General features: G+C 71.0%; 11 protein-coding genes, 2 tRNA genes and 2 pseudogenes. 9 read left to right on the top strand and 6 right to left on the bottom strand.

Annotated elements, in window-relative coordinates:
* The 3 genes and pseudogenes from D7Y11_RS36230 to D7Y11_RS36220 all read left to right on the top strand — a co-directional run.
* Window positions 1-270 (top strand): annotated as a pseudogene (locus D7Y11_RS36230) (hypothetical protein); the annotation flags it as partial.
* A gap of 72 nt (window positions 271-342) precedes the next feature.
* On the top strand, window positions 343-1224 hold the full coding sequence (gene miaA / locus D7Y11_RS36225; RefSeq protein ID WP_126935960.1) for a tRNA (adenosine(37)-N6)-dimethylallyltransferase MiaA: 882 nt from the start codon (window positions 343-345) through the stop codon (window positions 1222-1224).
* A gap of 181 nt (window positions 1225-1405) precedes the next feature.
* Entirely contained in the window at window positions 1406-1999 is a 594-nt protein-coding gene (locus tag D7Y11_RS36220) for an HdeD family acid-resistance protein (RefSeq protein ID WP_233597367.1), read from the top strand.
* Between the two features lie 114 nt (window positions 2000-2113).
* Here the strand turns inward: D7Y11_RS36220 and D7Y11_RS36215 are convergent, their stop codons facing one another.
* The 4 genes from D7Y11_RS36215 to D7Y11_RS36200 form a co-directional block, all read right to left on the bottom strand.
* On the bottom strand, window positions 2114-2995 hold the full coding sequence (locus D7Y11_RS36215) for a hypothetical protein (protein WP_120580136.1): 882 nt from the start codon (window positions 2993-2995) through the stop codon (window positions 2114-2116).
* A gap of 95 nt (window positions 2996-3090) precedes the next feature.
* Window positions 3091-4827, bottom strand: a complete 1737-nt coding sequence (locus tag D7Y11_RS36210; RefSeq protein ID WP_120580135.1) for a two-component system response regulator — start codon at window positions 4825-4827, stop codon at window positions 3091-3093.
* A 26-nt stretch (window positions 4828-4853) separates the two neighbouring features.
* Window positions 4854-5810, bottom strand: coding sequence for a diguanylate cyclase (locus tag D7Y11_RS36205; protein WP_120580134.1), 957 nt, complete (start codon window positions 5808-5810; stop codon window positions 4854-4856).
* Window positions 5811-6350: 540 nt separating this feature from the next.
* Window positions 6351-7097: a M48 family metallopeptidase gene (locus D7Y11_RS36200; RefSeq protein WP_120580133.1), complete on the bottom strand. Its 747-nt coding sequence runs from the start codon at window positions 7095-7097 to the stop codon at window positions 6351-6353.
* 99 nt (window positions 7098-7196) lie between these two features.
* On the opposite strand from D7Y11_RS36200, the gene D7Y11_RS36195 reads away from it, so the two are divergent.
* The 5 genes from D7Y11_RS36195 (at window position 7197) to D7Y11_RS36175 (ending at window position 10034) form a co-directional block, all read left to right on the top strand.
* Window positions 7197-7282, top strand: a tRNA-Leu gene (locus D7Y11_RS36195).
* Window positions 7283-7374: 92 nt separating this feature from the next.
* Complete coding sequence (locus tag D7Y11_RS36190; RefSeq protein ID WP_126935959.1) at window positions 7375-8040, top strand: response regulator; 666 nt, start codon at window positions 7375-7377, stop codon at window positions 8038-8040.
* Between the two features lie 15 nt (window positions 8041-8055).
* Window positions 8056-9435, top strand: a complete 1380-nt coding sequence (locus tag D7Y11_RS36185; RefSeq protein WP_199746030.1) for an RsmB/NOP family class I SAM-dependent RNA methyltransferase — start codon at window positions 8056-8058, stop codon at window positions 9433-9435.
* 60 nt (window positions 9436-9495) lie between these two features.
* Complete coding sequence (locus D7Y11_RS36180; RefSeq protein ID WP_126935958.1) at window positions 9496-9894, top strand: hypothetical protein; 399 nt, start codon at window positions 9496-9498, stop codon at window positions 9892-9894.
* A gap of 67 nt (window positions 9895-9961) precedes the next feature.
* Window positions 9962-10034, top strand: a tRNA-Ala gene (locus D7Y11_RS36175).
* Between the two features lie 103 nt (window positions 10035-10137).
* Here D7Y11_RS36175 and D7Y11_RS36170 read toward each other — a convergent pair.
* Window positions 10138-13944, bottom strand: coding sequence for an ATP-binding protein (locus D7Y11_RS36170; protein ID WP_126935957.1), 3807 nt, complete (start codon window positions 13942-13944; stop codon window positions 10138-10140).
* Window positions 13945-14116: 172 nt separating this feature from the next.
* On the bottom strand, window positions 14117-15037 hold the full coding sequence (locus D7Y11_RS36165; protein ID WP_120580129.1) for a class I fructose-bisphosphate aldolase: 921 nt from the start codon (window positions 15035-15037) through the stop codon (window positions 14117-14119).
* 232 nt (window positions 15038-15269) lie between these two features.
* Between D7Y11_RS36165 and D7Y11_RS44625 the strand changes: the two are divergent.
* Window positions 15270-15456: pseudogene (locus D7Y11_RS44625) on the top strand (transporter); the annotation flags it as partial.

The following is a 15456-nucleotide window of genomic DNA, read 5'->3' as shown; positions in this document are numbered from 1 at the left end:
CCCTGGAATGTGCCGACCCGGACCGCCGAGGCGGCGCTCGTCGCGGTGGGCACGCTGGGCTGGGATTCGACTTCGCGGTGGGACGCGCAGGGGGCGGGGGAGGTGGCCCGCGTGCTGCTGCTGAATGCGTTGTTGCCCGAGCCCACGCCCGCGGGCCGGGGGGCGCTGGTGGGCGCGGCTGGACGCGTGCTGTCGTCCGTGGAAACCACCCGGCTCGTGTTCTCGCGGGATGCCAGCGCGGCGGAAGTGGTGCGGGCGCGGCTGGCATAGCGGGGGCTCGCGCTCGCCTCGCGTCTGCGTTACAGCGGGCGTGGGAGGCGGACGCTGGTGGCTGAGACGCGGGTGCCGTTGACGGTGATCGCTGGACCCACGGCGTCGGGGAAGACGGCGTTGGCCATCGCCTGGGCTCGCGACGCGGGCGGGGAGATCGTCAGCGCGGACTCGCAGCAGGTGTACCGCGCCTTCGACATCGGCACCGCGAAGCCGTCCGCCGAGGAGCTGGCCGCCGTGCCGCACCACCTGGTCTCCTGCGTGGATCCGATCGAGCCCTTCTCCGCCGCCGAGTACCAACGCCGTGCGGACGCGGCCATCGCGGACATCGCCTCGCGGGGCCGGCCGGTGTTCATCGTCGGCGGCACCGGCCTGTACCTGCGCATCCTGCTGCATGGCGTGGTGGACGCGCCCGGCGCCCTGCCTTCGCTGCGTGCGGAGCTGGAGACGCTCGCAACGGAGCAGGGGAGGGAGGCCGTGCACCGCCGGCTGGCCGAGGTGGATCCGGAGACCGCGGCGAAGCTGCCCCCCCAGGACCTGGTGCGCGTCGTCCGCGCCCTGGAGATCCACGCGCAGACAGGCGTGCCCGCGTCCGAGTTCCGCCGCGCCCATGCCTTCGCGCCGGACCGCTATCCCTTCCAGCTCTACGTGCTCGACCCGCCGCGCGAGTCCCTCTACGCCGCCATCAACGCGCGCACGGAGGCGCTCTTCTCCCGGGGGCTCGTGGAGGAGACACGGGCCTTGTTGGAGCAGGGCTACGCCGACGCGGCACCCATGCGCAGCGTCGGCTACGTGCAGGCCCGCGCCGTGGTGGAGGGGCGGATGACCCGCGAAGAGGCCATCGCCGACACCGCGCAGGAGACCCGGCGCTACGCCAAGCGGCAACTCACCTGGTTCCGCAAGGAGCCCGGCGCGATGTTCCTGTCGCCACCGTATGCTCGTCCTGCCCTCTAGGCGCGGCAGGCCGCCCTGGCCCCTGCTCGCCGTTCCGCCTCATTTCGTCCCGCGGCGCCGATTGTTCGCGCCCGGTCGCGCGCCCATCTTCCACGAGGAAGCGCTACCCCCACCACGTCCACTCCCGGACCGACAGGCGGCCGAGGGCCCGAGGCGGGCAGCCATCACCGTGGAGATCGCCATGCGAACGAACGTTGAACGCGCGCCGGAGACCCGGCCGGACCGTCCCCCCCGGGGAGCCTCCGCCATGTGGGGCGGCCCCTTCCTCCTGGGCCTGCTGACGGCGATCGCGGGGGTCGTGCTGCTGGGCGCCACGTTCTTCACCAGCATGGTCACCGTCTTCTTCGTGGGAATGATGCTGGTGATTGGCGGCGTCCTGGAGATCGCAGCGGCGGTCCGCTCACGCAGCGAAAGCCGGAGCGCCTTCTGGTCCTTCATGCTGGGAGGCGTCCTCACCACCGTGGTCGGCATCCTCACCGTCATGTACCCGGCCGCGGGGCTGGCCTCCCTCACCCTGCTGATCGCCGGCTACTTCTTCGCCAGCGGCCTCTTCCACGTCATCACCTCCGTCATGGACCGCTACTTCCAATGGGGATGGGACCTGGCCTACGGCCTCATCTCCCTGGTCCTGGGCCTCAGCGTCATGGCCAGATGGCCCGCGTCCTCCGTGTGGCTCGTGGGCACGATGGTGGGGCTCGCCGTCTTCTTCCGAGGCATCTCGATGATGTCCGGCTCGCTCATCCTGCGGCGGGGACTGCATCGCGTGGAGGCTTGAGCACCAGGATGACACCCGCTGGCGCTCATTCACTGTGGGTGAAGTAAGGATATCGGCAGGTGAAGTCTCGGCCGGGGACCGGCGCCGGTGCTCGGCGCCGGACCGGTTCGCGGCCTACTTCGTCTTCTTGTGCGCGTCGTCGAACTGGTCAGAGAACTGATCTCGCGACACGTGCTTCAGGTCGCCCTTGGCGTCCGGGCGCTCCAGCGAGAAGTCGTGGATGGTGCCGCGCACCAGGTACTCCTGATCCCGCGCGGAGTTCATGCTCGCGCGCTCGCGGTAGGTGAAGCTGGGCTTCGTCGGATCCACGCCGACGTCCGCGAGGATCGGCCGCTCGTGTGGCTCCGGCTGCCACACCGGCGTGCCGGGCTGGCTGCGGTTCACGGCCGTCTCTTCCAGGCCCGGATGCGTGGACGTGCGGATGTCCCGCTGGATGTCGAACTGATCGAAGACGTCCCCGCCCTTCGCGTCGCGCGCCGGGTTGTGGACGATGCGGCTCTGGCCGTAGTCCGGGTTGTCCACGAGCTTCTTCTCCGTGGCCTGGCCATCCACGCCCACGGGCACGCCGCTGAAGGACGTGAAGGGCGAGTGGGCCTTCGTCTCCTTCGCGCCGTCCACGTGCGCGGTCAGCGTCACCGTGCGGTCCTTCGCGTCCACCGGCTGCAGCTTGCCGTCGCGGTCGATGGCCGACTTCGGCGTGTCGTACTTCGGCTGGACCTCGTTGAAGGGGAAGTTGTCCCGGCGGGTCAGCTCCACTTCCGGCCGGATGCGCGGCGCGAACTGGTTGTTGCCGCCGTCACGCCGATCCTCGACGTCCATGATGTCGCTCATGATGTCGTGCTGCTGGAACTTGATCCGGTTCTGCTCGGCGCGGAGCTTGAGCGCCTGATCCTCCTGCGACGGGACCTTCGTGGAGAACGAACGGGTGAACTCCGGCGCGTGCTTGAGCAACCGGGACGACGTCTGACCGGCGCGAAAGAGCTTCGAGGCGAGCATGAGGGATTCCCTTTTGATGGAGCATGAAGTGCGAGGCTTCATGCGTTTGTAGGGATTATCCCGTCAGCGTGATTGTGGTTGTGTGCAGGTAGGTGTCAGGACGCAAAACGGTCTTCGCCGAATGTTTCCGCGACCGAGGGGCGGATGACGTCGCGCAGCGAGCCGAGCGGGTCCGGCACGCGGCCGGTGAGCTGGCACAGGAGGCGGTCCGGGTTCACCGGCTTGGGCAGGAAGGCCTCCGCCCCCGCGTCGAGCGCGCGCTGACGCACGTGCGGACGGTTGAGGCCGCTCATCACCAGCACTCGCGTGTCGCGGGTGAGCGGGTGCTGCTTGAGGCCTTCACACAGACGCAGGCCGTCCACCCAGTGCAGCACCACGTCCAACAGGATGGCGGTGGGCGGACGGCGCGCCACCGCGCAGAACAGCGCCAGCTCGTCCGCGAAGGACACCACGCGCGCGCCGGTGCTCTCCAACAGCAGCGTGAGCGCCTCGCGAGTGTCCGCGTCGTCGTCCACCACGTAGTAGAGGTCCGGCTCCACCTCCGGTACCAGCGTGGGCACGGGCTCGATGGGCGTGCGCAGCCACGAGCCCACCACTTCCCGCACGCCCGACCAGCGCGCCGCGGACAAGAGACCCAGCGGAGTAGGGGAGCTCAACCCCAGCACGCCACCGCCGTACACGCCGCCCGCCGTGTGCTTCGCGCGCGCCGCGACGAACGCCGCCGGAGCCCGCTTGCCCGCGCGGCGCAGCCACGTGAGGGAGCGCGCACCCGCCGCCGCGTCCTCCATCAGCTCGCCCAGCCCGTCGCGCACGTAGCGGCGCTCCAGCGACGGTGCGTCCAGCCCGCCATCCAGCAGCGCCACCGCGGCGCGGCTGCACGACGCCAGCGTCTCCGACAGGCCCACCTGCAGCGGGTGGCCGAAGGCCGCGGGGCCCACCACCAGCTGCCCGGGCGCCACCAGCGTGCGGCCGGGGCCGAAGGGCAGGCGCGTCGTCTCCAGGGTGGTCAGCTCGAAGCCCTCATCGAGCAGGCCATCGCGCGCGGCCATCATCAACACCTGGCACAGGTCCGCGGGCGTCACCGCCGCGCCAAAGGCCAGCGCGTACACGGACGACGCACCCGGGATGAGGAACAGCGCATCCACGGAAGGCAGCGGCGCCACCCACAGCCGCGCCACCGGCGCCAGGTCCCGGCCCGGCATCCCACCCTGGATGCGTGCCTGCACCGCCGGCATGGACGGCGCCGGCTTGAAGCCCTTGAAGAAGGCGTCACCCAAGAGCGGCCCCGCGCCCGCGGCCAGCGCCACCGCGTGGAAGCGCTCGCCGCTGCCCTGTGCGCGGACGACCAGGGGGCCCGCGTTGCGCACCGCAGTGGGCGCGTCCGGTGCGGGCGCCTGGCGCTCAACTCGCTCCACGTGGCGGTTCACGAACCGGGCGCCCTGCGCGCTGGCCGCCGTGGACAGCACGTGGCGCACCATGTCCAGGCCGCCTTCGCCTCGGGGCCAGCCATCCACGACCCAGAGGCCGCCGGCCGCGCAGGGCAACAGCTCGCGTTCGCCCTGGGAGATGATCTCCACGCCGCGCAGCTCGTGCGCGCGCCACTCCGGAGGAATCCGGCAACCCAGCGCGGCGAGCCGCGAGCGGCACTCCGGCGTGAGCAGGGCAGGGGGCGCGGTGCGCTCCTCGGTGCCTCCCGCGTAGACGCGCACGTCCAGGGCCACGCCCCGCGCACGGCCGTTGAAGAGAAGAGAGGCCGCCAGCCCCGCCCCGGCGATGCCGCCGCCGACGATCGCCACCCTCGAACCACTCGCCAGCTTGCTGGTTCCGCTCATCGCGCGCCCTCGTTCCCTTCCCGCCGTCAGTGCCGCTGCGCCGCCGGTGAGTGGACCGACTGGCCGTACACCACCACCCGGTCGCGCCCCTCCCGCTTGGCCTCGTAGAGCGCGGCGTCCGCCGCCTTCAGCAAGGCCTCCGTGCTCTCACGCGGGGAGTCGGCCGTGTGGTCCGCCACGCCCACGCTGATGCTCAACCCGAAGGGCGCCGGGCGCCCGTCACCGCGCTGCACGTTCACGCCGCGCAGCTCCGTACGCAGGCGCTCCGCGAACACCGCGGCCTCATGCGACGTCTGGTGCGGCAGCAGCACCACGAACTCGTCCCCGCCGAAGCGCGCCGCGAAGTCGGACTCGCGCAGGTTGCCCTGCATCAGCGTGGCCAGGGCCAGGATGGCGCGGTTGCCCACGTCGTGGCCCATGCCGTCGTTGATGGCCTTCAGGTGATCCAGGTCGATGACCACCACGCTCATCGCGTAGCCGTAGCGCAGGGCGCGCTTGAACTCGTCCTCCAGCCGCACCGACAGCGCCCGGAAGTTCGCCAGGCCCGTGAGCGCGTCCGTCTGCGCCAGCACCTGGAGCTTGCGCTGCTGCTCGCTCTGGCGAACCGCGCGGTCGATGCGGGCGAGCAGTTCGCGCGAGCTCGCCGGCTTGTGGATGAAGTCCACGGCGCCCATCTCCAGGCATCGCTCCAGGGTCGCTTCGTCCGCGTCCCCCGTGAGGAAGATGACCGGCACCATCTCCGTGCGCACGTCGCCCTGGAGCGTCTCCAAGACAGCCAGCCCATCCCCGGAGGGCAGGAAGCGATCCAGCAGCACCAGGTCCGGGCGGTGCTCGCGCGCCAGCTCCACGCCCGCGTCCGCGTCCGAAGCGGCCAGCACGTCGAAGCGTGGAGCGAGCAGGTCCATCAGGCCTTCGCGTACGCCGGTGTCGTCCTCGATGATGAGCAGGAGCGCGCGCTCACTGCTGCGGCCGTGCCGTTCCATGAACTGGTTCGCTCCGCTCGCCTGACCCGAAATGGCAGGCCGAAAGTCTCGGGCGCCACGCCCTTCCAGGTGCTCCCCACGCCCTTGCGCCCCACGCGCACCCGCCGCCGCCTCGTCCTGCAAGCACCCACCCACCCATCCAAACTTCACCCGAGACCTCCGGCTGCCAAGCCCGTCCGCCTCCGCGGGGGCTTTGGGAACCATCCGTTCCGATCACCCGCGTGCCCCTGCCCGAGAGCAAGCCTTGTGCCCCGCGCTTCACCCGCGGGACGGCCTCTTTTCAGGGGGTTGCATGGGGGCCGGCGAGACAGCCAACAAGACAGCCGGAAGACGTTGCAGCGTGGAGCCCGCGCGCACGGTAGGAATTGCCGGACGCGGGCCGCTGACGAGCCCGGTGCCCCGAGAGGGGATGGAGCGGCTGATCCGTTGAGAACTCCCCGGAAGCGCGCGCCAGGCGGCGCCTCAACGGGGTTGCTGCAAGCAGCGAAAGGGGGCCCTGGCGCCATTGCATTGGCGCCGGGCCGTCACTCCGCCGGGACTTCAGCGCCGGTTCGTGAACTGCACGCGGCGACCACCACCCGCGGGAGGCATCATCGGGGGCGCCTCGAGGCCGAACTGCCACCAGAGCGGCTCGTAGGGCTTCATCTTGAGACGCTTGTCGTTCTGCAACTGAGCGAGGCTGCCCTTGAGCTTCTCGTCGGAGGGGTTCTGCTCCACGCCGCGCGCGAGCACTCGCTGGGCGCTGTCCTTGTCCTTCAGCTGGAGGAGGCACCACGCGTACGCGGCCCAGACGATGGATTCCTTCTTGCCGCTCTTCACCGCGGCCTCGAAGGAGGTCTTCATGGCGGGCACGTCATTGCGGCGGAAGTGCAGGGCGCCCTCCATGGCCTTGGCCATGTAGTTGCGGCCGCTGGCCTTCTCCAGGTGGGGCTTCGCGCCGTCCAGGTCCTTCACCATGTACTTCAGCATCCCGATCTGGGCGTGGAGCTCCGGCCCGATCAGGAACTGCCACTTGTCCCAGACGAGGCCCTGCTCCAGCGTCTTGACGGCGCGGTCCACGCGCCCCTGGGCCTCCTTCTGGTTGGCGGGCTGACCCTGGAGATCATTCTGCACCGTCGTCATCAGCGCCTGGACCCGGGTGGAGACCCGGCGGGCGAGCACGATGTAGGCAGCGAAGAAGACGATGACGCCGGGCACGATGCCGGCCCACCACGAGAAGCCGCCGGCGAACTTCACCAGCACGCCGACCGCCAGCCCGATGGCCAGGGAGATGAGGAGGTTGTACATGCGCTGCCCCTTTAGCGGTGTGCGTGGACAGCCGCAATCTTCGGATGCACACGAACCGAAGGCGCGATATACGTTCGGCCGCCTCGCTCACACCCAAGGGGCCCTCTGTCGAAATTGGTAGACGAGGCGGACTCAAAATCCGCTGCGGCTGACCCCGCGTCCCGGTTCGAGTCCGGGGAGGGCCATCTTCAAACGCAGACCCGGCGCCCGAGATGCCGTCGCTCACGGGCCGCCCGAACGTGAAAGCGCTCCCCTGTTCCCCGCGCTGGAAGATGCGATGAAGGTCCTGCTGGTCGAGGATGATCCGAGCCTCCGCGAAGGAATGGGAGAGCTGGTCTCCGAGCTGGCGGACGTGCAGGCGGTGGGCACCCTCGACGAAGCGCTGCGCGCCCTGGCGGCGGGCCGCTTCGAGCTGGTGATGACCGACATGCGCATCGCTGGGGGGCACACGGACGGCCGGGGCGTCCTGGAGGCCGCGCGCCGGCAGCGCCACCCGGTGGCCATCGTCAGCGCCGCCAGTCAGGACGAGGTCGCCCAGGTCCTGCACCCCTCGGTGCCGGACGCGCTGCTGATCAAGCCCTTCCAGGTCGACGACATCATGGAGCTGGTGGAGCGCTTCCTGACGCTCAAGCGCCAGGTGGTCGCCGCCTCCCAGGCGCCCGTGGACGGGGACTCACCGGAGTGGATTGAATTATCACCCGGAGTGAAGTGTGCCGGTTCGGCGCCGGACAGCGACCGGATGTGGATGCGGTTGGCCGCCGAAGCCGCCTTTCCCTGGAGCCGTTCCCGGTCCGCCCATGGGGTCCTCCTGTTGGAGGGCGACCTGGAGCTGGACGGCGAGCGTTATTCGGCACCGTGCTACCTGTTCCTCTCCCAGGGCGCGTCGCCCCAGGTGAAGACGTGGGCCGGTGCGCTGGCCGTGTGCGTTCCGCTGCGCGGCTAGGCAAAGAGGTCACCCGTGGACATTCCCCTCTGGCCCACGCCGCATGAGCCGTCACGTCTGGGGCGTCCGTCCCGGCGCGCGGCCACCGCGGCGGTGGAGACGCACATCGCTGTCCTCAAGGGCGAGCCGCTGAAGGCCGCGCTCGCCACCGCGCTGAGGGAGGCGGAAGGGCTGGGCGGACAGGAGCGGCGCTTCGTGGCCCTGGCGGCGCGCGAGCTGTCCCGGCACACGCGGCTGTTGGACCTGGCGGCGCGGCAGCTGGGGCATTCCCCGGGCAAGCACGCGCTCACGGAAGATACAGCGCTGGTGCGCTACACGCTCTGGCGGCGCCTCTTCTGTGGCGAGGGCTGGGCGCGCATCGGGCCGGAGGTGAAGCTGCCGGGGCCAGTGCGGCCGCGCACGCTGCATGACGCGGTGCTGGAGGGGCTGGCGACGAAGCCCCTGGCGGAGCCCGCCGCGGCGGAGGGCTCGGAGGCCATCGTCGAGCGGCTGGCCACCCGGTACTCGTTCCCTGGTTGGCTCACGCAGCGACTGGCGCAGGTGTACCCGGAGGCGACGCTCGCGGGGCTGATGGCGTCCCTGGATGAGGAGCCGTCGCTGCACTTCCGCGCGCGGCCTCCGGGCACTCGCGACGCGGTTCTGGCGGCGCTGGCGGAGGAGGGCGTGGCGGTGGAGGCGGTTCCCTGCGCTCCGGACGCGCTGCGGGTCGCGGACTCCAGCCACCGCATCTTCGAGTCACGGACCATGAAGGCCCGGCGGCTCCAGGTGCAGGACGTGGGCAGTCAGCTCATCGTCCTCGCGTGCCTGCCTCCCGGGGCGACCTTGGAGGGGCTCGCCGTGGCGGACGTGTGCGCGGGGGCTGGCGGCAAGACGCTGGGGCTCGCGGACCTGGTGGGCGCGAAGGGGAAGGTGCTCGCGGGAGACCGCTCCAAGCGGCGGCTCTCGGACGCGCGCGACCGCGTGCGCGAGTTCGGCCTGAAGCAGGTGGCGTTCCCGCACCCGGTGCCGCTGGAGGCGGTGGACGTGGTGCTGGTGGACGCGCCGTGCAGCGGCACGGGGTCCCTGGCGCGCGAGCCGGATCAGAAGTGGAAGTTGTCCGCGAAGGCCATCACGGAGTTCCAGGCCACGCAGTCCAAGCTGCTCGCGGAGGTGGCCGCGCAGGTGAAGCCCGGGGCGCGCATCGTCTACGCCACGTGCTCCGTGCTGCCGGAGGAGAACGACGCGGTGGTGGAGGGCTTCCTCCAGAAGCACCCGGGCTTCGCCCTGGAGCCGGTGGGGGAGGGCTGGGCGCCGGAGCTCCAGGTGGGCGTGGACGGTCCCTACCTGCGCGCCCTGCCTCCTCGGATCCCCGGCGGGGGCTTCTTCGCCGCCCGGCTGGTCCGCAAGGCGGGTTGACAGTCGCCGAGCCGCCACGTTACGCACGAACGACCTTCTCCTCTCCCGAGGGTGACAGCCGTGGCGGCAGATCCGAAGCAGACTGAAGTGATGCGGCAGATCAACGAAGCCTTCCAGGCGGCCGAGGCCAAGCTGGCCAAGCTGCGGGAAGCCGTCGAGCGCAACACGGAGCTGGCGCGGGCCAACGGCAAGGCGGCCTTCCTCAAGGACAAGAAGGAGCAGACCCACCGCGAGCTGGGCGAGGCCGTCTGGCAGTCCGTCCAGGCAGGCCGGCTGGAGCTGCCCGCGAGCTTTGCCCGGCTGCTGCAGAACATCGCGGCGGCGGAGAAGGCGGCGGCGGACCACGCCGCGTCCCTCACCGACCTGCTTCGGGAAGGAGAAGAGGTGGCGGATCGTTTGAAGGTAAAAACCGTCGCGAAGCCGCAAAAAGTTGTGGCGTCCGGAACGAAGAAGCCGTAGAAGTCGCGCCGCCTCACGGCACGGACCGCCCCCCACGGCGGAACGGGCAGCACGCAGTAGAAGAGACGGGGCTATAGCTCAGCTGGGAGAGCGCTTGAATGGCATTCAAGAGGTCACCGGTTCGATCCCGGTTAGCTCCACACTGAATTGAGAGAGGCCCGCGAGAGAAATCTCGCGGGCCTTTCGCTTTTGGGGCCTCCGCTGGGGGCCGCATCCCGCAGGGGCCACACCCCGGCGCCTTCGCTACGGGTTCGCCGGGACGTCGCGGGGCAGCCGCACGGTGAAGGTGGTCCCCGCCTCGGCGGTGGACTCCACGGTGATGATGCCCCCGTGGGCCTCCACCAGCTTCTTCACGATGTAGAGCCCCAGGCCGATGCTCCGGCTGCTGTGGTCCACCTCGCCGCTGGGGCGCTGCAGCGGCTGGAAGAGGCGGCCCATTTGCTCCGGGGAGATGGGGGCCCCCGCGTTGTGGATGGACAGCGTCACGGTGTCGGCCGTGCCGTGGGTCTCCACCCGGATGGCGGTGTCCCGGGGGCTGTACTTCAGCGCGTTGGTCACCAGGTTCTGGGCCAGCTGCCCCAGCCGGTCCGGATCCCACGCGCCCAGGCCGCTGCCGCTCCGGCGCCGGCGGATCTCCCGGTCCGGGTGCGTGGCTTCAATCTCCTCCAGCACGCCGTCCACGATTTCGTGCAGGTCCGACGCGCGCCGCTGGATGTGCAGCCCGCCGCCCAGGCGCGCCTGGGTGAAGTCGAGCAGGTCGCGGATCATCCGGTGGGCCCGCTCGGCGGCGGACTGGATCCGGCTGACGGCCTTGGTGCTGCGCTCGTCCAGCTCCTCGCGGCGCATCAGGCTGGCGGCGCCCAGGAGGATGGCGCTCACGGGGTTGCGCAGGTCGTGGCTGACGATGCCGATGAGCTGCTGTTCGAAGTCCGCGCGCTGCTGCTGCTGGGCCTGGGCCTGGCGCAGCTCGTGGACGTCCATGGAGGTGCCCACCCACTTGGTGATCCGGCCCTCCGCGTCCCTCACGGACAGGGCGCGCACCAGGTGCCAGCGGTACAGGCCGTCCCGGTAGCGCACCCGGTGCTCGGACTGGAAGCGGTCGCCGCGCAGCAGGGCCTCCCCCCAGGCCTGGGCGCTGGAGGCAAGGTCGTCGGGATGGATGACGTGCCGGTAACCCCGGTCCAACAGCGTCTCCGCGCTCACGCCGGTCTCCTCCGTCAGCACGCCGTTCACGTAGATGACCGAGCCATCCGGGGCGGTGACGAAGACGGCCTCCGGCAGCGCCTCCGCGAGCGTGCGGAACTCCTCCTCGCTGCGGCGCAGGGCGTCCTCCGCGGCCTTGCGCAGGGTGACGTCCTGCATGGCGCCCACCATGCGGATGGCGGTCCCGGCCTCGTCGCGCACCACCCAGCCACGGTCCTCCACCTGGGCATAGGTGCCATCCGCCTTGCGGAAGCGGTACTCGGCGCGCCAGTCGCTGCCTTCGGGCGCGTCCGCGAGGGCGTGCAGGCTTTCGACGGCCTGCGCGCGGTCCTCCGGATGGACGGCGTCCGTCCACCAGTCCAGCTCGGGGGGCACCGCGTCGAGCGGGTAGCCGAAGAGCGTGTGGACGCCCTCGCTCCAGGTGAGCTGCTGGGTACTCAGGTCCAGGTCCCAGACGGCGTCCTTCGTGGCCCGGGTGGCCAGCCGGTAGCGCGTCTCCGACAGCTTGAGCGCCTGGAGCAGCTCCTCGCGTTGGGCGCGGGCCCGCGCGGCGTTCACCGTTCCCTCCAGGCGGGCCACCAGCTCGCGCACGCCGAAGGGCTTCACCAGGTAGTCGTCCGCGCCGGCGGTGAGGCCCTCCACCTTCGCCTCTTCGCCCGCGCGCGCGGACAGGAGGATGACGGGGACGTGCGCCGTGCGCGGATCCGACTTCAGCGCGCGCATGAGCCCGAAGCCGTCCAGCTCCGGCATCATCACGTCCGACAGCACCACGTCTGGTGGATGCGCCCGCACCGCGGCCAGGGCGGAGGCGCCGTCCGCCACCGACTCCACCGTGAAGCGGCCCTCCAGCGACCGCCGCACGTAGTCGCGCATGTCCGCGTTGTCGTCCGCCACGAGCACGTGCCCCCGCACGACTCCCGGGGGCGCCTCCGGGACGGGCACGGGAGCGGGCGCTTCCTCCGCGTCCGACAGCCACTGCGCCGCCTCCTGAACGAAGACCTCCGGATTCGGGGCCCGGACGGCTTCCCGCGAGGAATGCCTCAGCTGCTCGGGCGGCAGGTGCGCCGTGCCGGTGGGCAGGGACACGGTGAAGGTGCTGCCCCGGCCCAGCGTGCTCTCCACGGCGACGCGGCCGCCGTGCAGCTCCACCAGCTCCCGCACGAGCGCCAGCCCGATGCCGCTGCCTTCATGGCTTCGGCCCCGCGCGCCCTCCACCCGGTGGAAGCGGTCGAAGACGCGGGGCAGCTCGTGCGCGGGGATGCCCGTGCCCGTGTCGCTGATGGACAGCTCCACCCGGCCTTCCTGCTCGCGGAGCCGGACGGTGAGGGCGCCGTGGAAGGTGAACTTGAAGGCGTTGGAGAGGAGGTTGAGGACGACCTTCTCCCAGAGATCGCGGTCCACCCAGACGGGGGTGGACAGGGGAGGGCAGTCCACCTGGAGCCCCAGCTCCGCCTTCTTCGCCAGCGAGTCGAACGCGCTCGCGAGCCCCGCGGTGAGCGGCCCCAGGTCCGTGGGCTCGAAGGTGGCCCGCATGCGGCCCGCCTCCAGGCGGCTGAAGTCGAGCAGGCTGTTCACCAGCTTGAGCAACCGCTGGCTGTTGCGCTGGACGAGCGCCAGCCGCTCGCGGTGCGCGGGCTGTAGCGGGCGCTCCCCGTCCGCGAGCACGTCCCCCAGCGGCCCCAACATCAACGTCAGCGGCGTGCGGAACTCGTGGCTGACGTTGGAGAAGAAGGCCGTCTTCGCCCGGTCCAGCTCCTCCAGGGCCTCCGCCTGCCGCCGGGCGTCCTCATGCGCGCGGGCCCCGGCGATGGCGGCGCCCAGGCTCCCGGCGACGAGCTCCAGGAACGACTGGTACGACGCATCCGCGGGCACCCGCGGGGACATGCCCAGCACGAGCACGCCCGTGGGATTCGACTCGCCGGGGCGGGCCATGGGCAGGACGAGCGCGGAGCCCGGCTGTGGCACGCCGTCCCGCAGGGGGAGGGGACCGAAGCGGGCCGCGAGTCCCTGGACCCGCTCGGCCTGCCCGGAGCGGATCACCTGGGCCAGCGGCCAGGGGGAGGCCGCGCCCGGCTCCAGGCCCACCTCCTTGGGGCAGAAGGCGCCGTCCGCCTCCAGGCCCATGCGCCCCTCCAGCCGCGCCCGGGCGCCGTCCGCGTCCACGCGGTAGAGCAGCGCGAACGGCAGGTCCGCGGGGTTGGTGGCGAGCGCCTCCAGGCCACGCGTGGAGGCGTCGTGGACCTTGAGGCTTCCGCCCGCGCGTGAAGCCACCTCCTGCAGTGTCCGGAGGCGGCGCGCGTCCAGCACCTGGCTGGTGGTCTCCACCACCGTGTCGAGCACGCCGTTGATGGCCCCGGATTCGTCGCGGACGGGGCTGTAGGCGAAGGTGAAGTAGGTCTCCTCCAGGAAGCCGTTGCGCTCCATGAAGAGGCACTGGTTCTCCGCCATGATGGCGCGGCCCTCGCGGCGGACCTGCTCGACCCACGGACCAATCTCGTCCCAGATCTCCGTCCAGACCTCGCGCCCGGGCCGCCCCATGGCGAAGGGGTGCTTGTTGCCCAGGATGGGCAGGTAGGCGTCGTTGTAGAGCTTCACCGCGTCCGGCCCCCAGAACACCATCATGGGGAAGCCCGAGTTCAGGCAGACGCTGGCGATGGTGCGCAGGGACTGCGGCCAGGAGGACACCGGACCCAGCGGGGTCTTGGACCAGTCCATGGAGCGCATCAGGGCGCCCATCTCGCCACCTCCGGCGAGCACCTCCCGGGCCGCCGCGCGGTCGGCGTCGTCCGGCCGGGGCGCGGGTGCGTTCGCACCGTGCCCACCGGACGTCCTGGAACCGTGGCTCATCCCCGTTGCGTAATCGAAGCCCCTCTGTGGGGCCAGGGGAGGAACGTGGAGGCCGGCCGCTCCAGCGCCTGCCAGCCCGCCAGCGTTCACGGCGAAACGGTCCCGTAAGCCTGGCGCCCATCCCGCGAAGTGCCAGGCCGGGAAGGGCGCCACGCATGACCGTGCGCGGGGACTACTTGCCCGCGAAGACGTTCATCACGTCCTTGAGCAGCTTGAGCGACTCGCCGTGGGGACGCTGGAAGGCGTTGCGGCCCATGATGGAGCCGAAGCCGCCGCCCTGGTGGATCTGCTTGATGTCCTCCATGAGGGCGGACGTCTCCTTCGCCTCGCCGCCGGAGAAGATGACGATGCGCTTGCCGTTGAACGCGGAGCGCACCACCTCGCGCACGCGGTCCGCGAGCGTCTTGGTGGAGATGTTCGCCTTCTCGAAGGCCTTCTTCGCCTCCGCCTGCTCCAGGAAGTCCGTGGGCGGCTTCACCTTGATGATGTGCGCGCCCATCTGCGCGCTGATCTGCGCCGCGTACGCCACCACGTCGATGGCCGTCTCGCCCTCCTTGCTCAGGGCGCCGCGCGGGTAGGCCCAGAGCACCGTGGGCAGGCCGTAGGACTTGGCCTCCGCGATGATGTCGCGCAGGTCTTCGTACTGCTCGTTGCGGGCCGCGGAGCCCGGGTAGATGGTGTAGCCCACCGCCGCGCAGCCCAGGCGCACCGCGTCCTTCACGGACGACGTCACCGCGGACATGGGCGCGGCCGTCTTGGCCAGCGAGTCGGAGTTGTTCACCTTCAGGATGAGGGGAATCTCACCGGCCAGCTTGCCCGCGATGGCCTCCAGGAAGCCCAGCGGCGCCGCGTACGCGTTGCAGCCGGAGTCGATGGCCAGCTGCGCGTGGTAGTCCGGATCATACCCGGCGGGGTTGGGACCGAAGGAGCGCGCGGGGCCGTGCTCGAAGCCCTGATCCACCGGCAGGATGACCAGCTTGCCCGTGCCCGCGAGCGTGCCGTGGTTCAGCAGGCGCGCCAGGTTCGTCAACGTGCCGGGATTGTCGGAGGGATACCAGGAGAGGATCTGCTTGACGCGGTCGGTGTAGGCCATGGGTTTTCCTTGAAGGAAGGCGTCGAAACTGGCGCGGGATTCTGCGGTCCTTGTCCGCGCCCACCAAGCACTGTCTGAACGGAATGTCCGCGACTGTCACGCCCTCTACGCGCCTTCCCGCGCGAGCCGACTGGAGGGAAGCCGACATCCGGACCCCCGGGAAGGTGCACAGAAATGCTGCGCCGTCGCGGGCTTCCGGATATGCCCGGCGGCACACGAGGCGGACCACAGCATGGGCAGAGAAGTCGGCAGGGTCGTCGCAGTGGCAATGATGCTCACCGGTGGCGTGGCGGGCGCGCAGATCTCGCCCACGACAGCCCCCTCGAATGCTCCTGGAACGGGGGCGCCGGGGACCGCGGCTCCCTCGCCCGGCAACCTGTCCCCGGGCACCGTGCCCACCCCTTCGCCCGGCACCACTC

The sequence above is a fragment of the Corallococcus sp. AB018 genome (assembly GCF_003986945.1).
Classification (GTDB): Bacteria; Myxococcota; Myxococcia; order Myxococcales; family Myxococcaceae; genus Corallococcus; species Corallococcus exiguus.
Note: the sequence above shows the minus strand (reverse complement) of the source record. Positions and strands in the feature narration are given on the sequence as shown.

What these genes read in the sequence shown, in the direction of transcription:
- D7Y11_RS36220 (WP_233597367.1), top strand. Translation starts at nt 1,406, where the DNA reads ATGCGAACGAACGTTGAACGCGCGCCGGAGACCCGGCCGGACCGTCCC.
- D7Y11_RS36215 (WP_120580136.1), bottom strand. Translation starts at nt 2,995, where the DNA reads ATGCTCGCCTCGAAGCTCTTTCGCGCCGGTCAGACGTCGTCCCGGTTG.
- D7Y11_RS36210 (WP_120580135.1), bottom strand. Translation starts at nt 4,827, where the DNA reads ATGAGCGGAACCAGCAAGCTGGCGAGTGGTTCGAGGGTGGCGATCGTC.
- D7Y11_RS36205 (WP_120580134.1), bottom strand. Translation starts at nt 5,810, where the DNA reads ATGGAACGGCACGGCCGCAGCAGTGAGCGCGCGCTCCTGCTCATCATC.
- D7Y11_RS36200 (WP_120580133.1), bottom strand. Translation starts at nt 7,097, where the DNA reads ATGTACAACCTCCTCATCTCCCTGGCCATCGGGCTGGCGGTCGGCGTG.
- D7Y11_RS36190 (WP_126935959.1), top strand. Translation starts at nt 7,375, where the DNA reads ATGAAGGTCCTGCTGGTCGAGGATGATCCGAGCCTCCGCGAAGGAATG.
- D7Y11_RS36170 (WP_126935957.1), bottom strand. Translation starts at nt 13,944, where the DNA reads ATGAGCCACGGTTCCAGGACGTCCGGTGGGCACGGTGCGAACGCACCC.
- D7Y11_RS36165 (WP_120580129.1), bottom strand. Translation starts at nt 15,037, where the DNA reads ATGGCCTACACCGACCGCGTCAAGCAGATCCTCTCCTGGTATCCCTCC.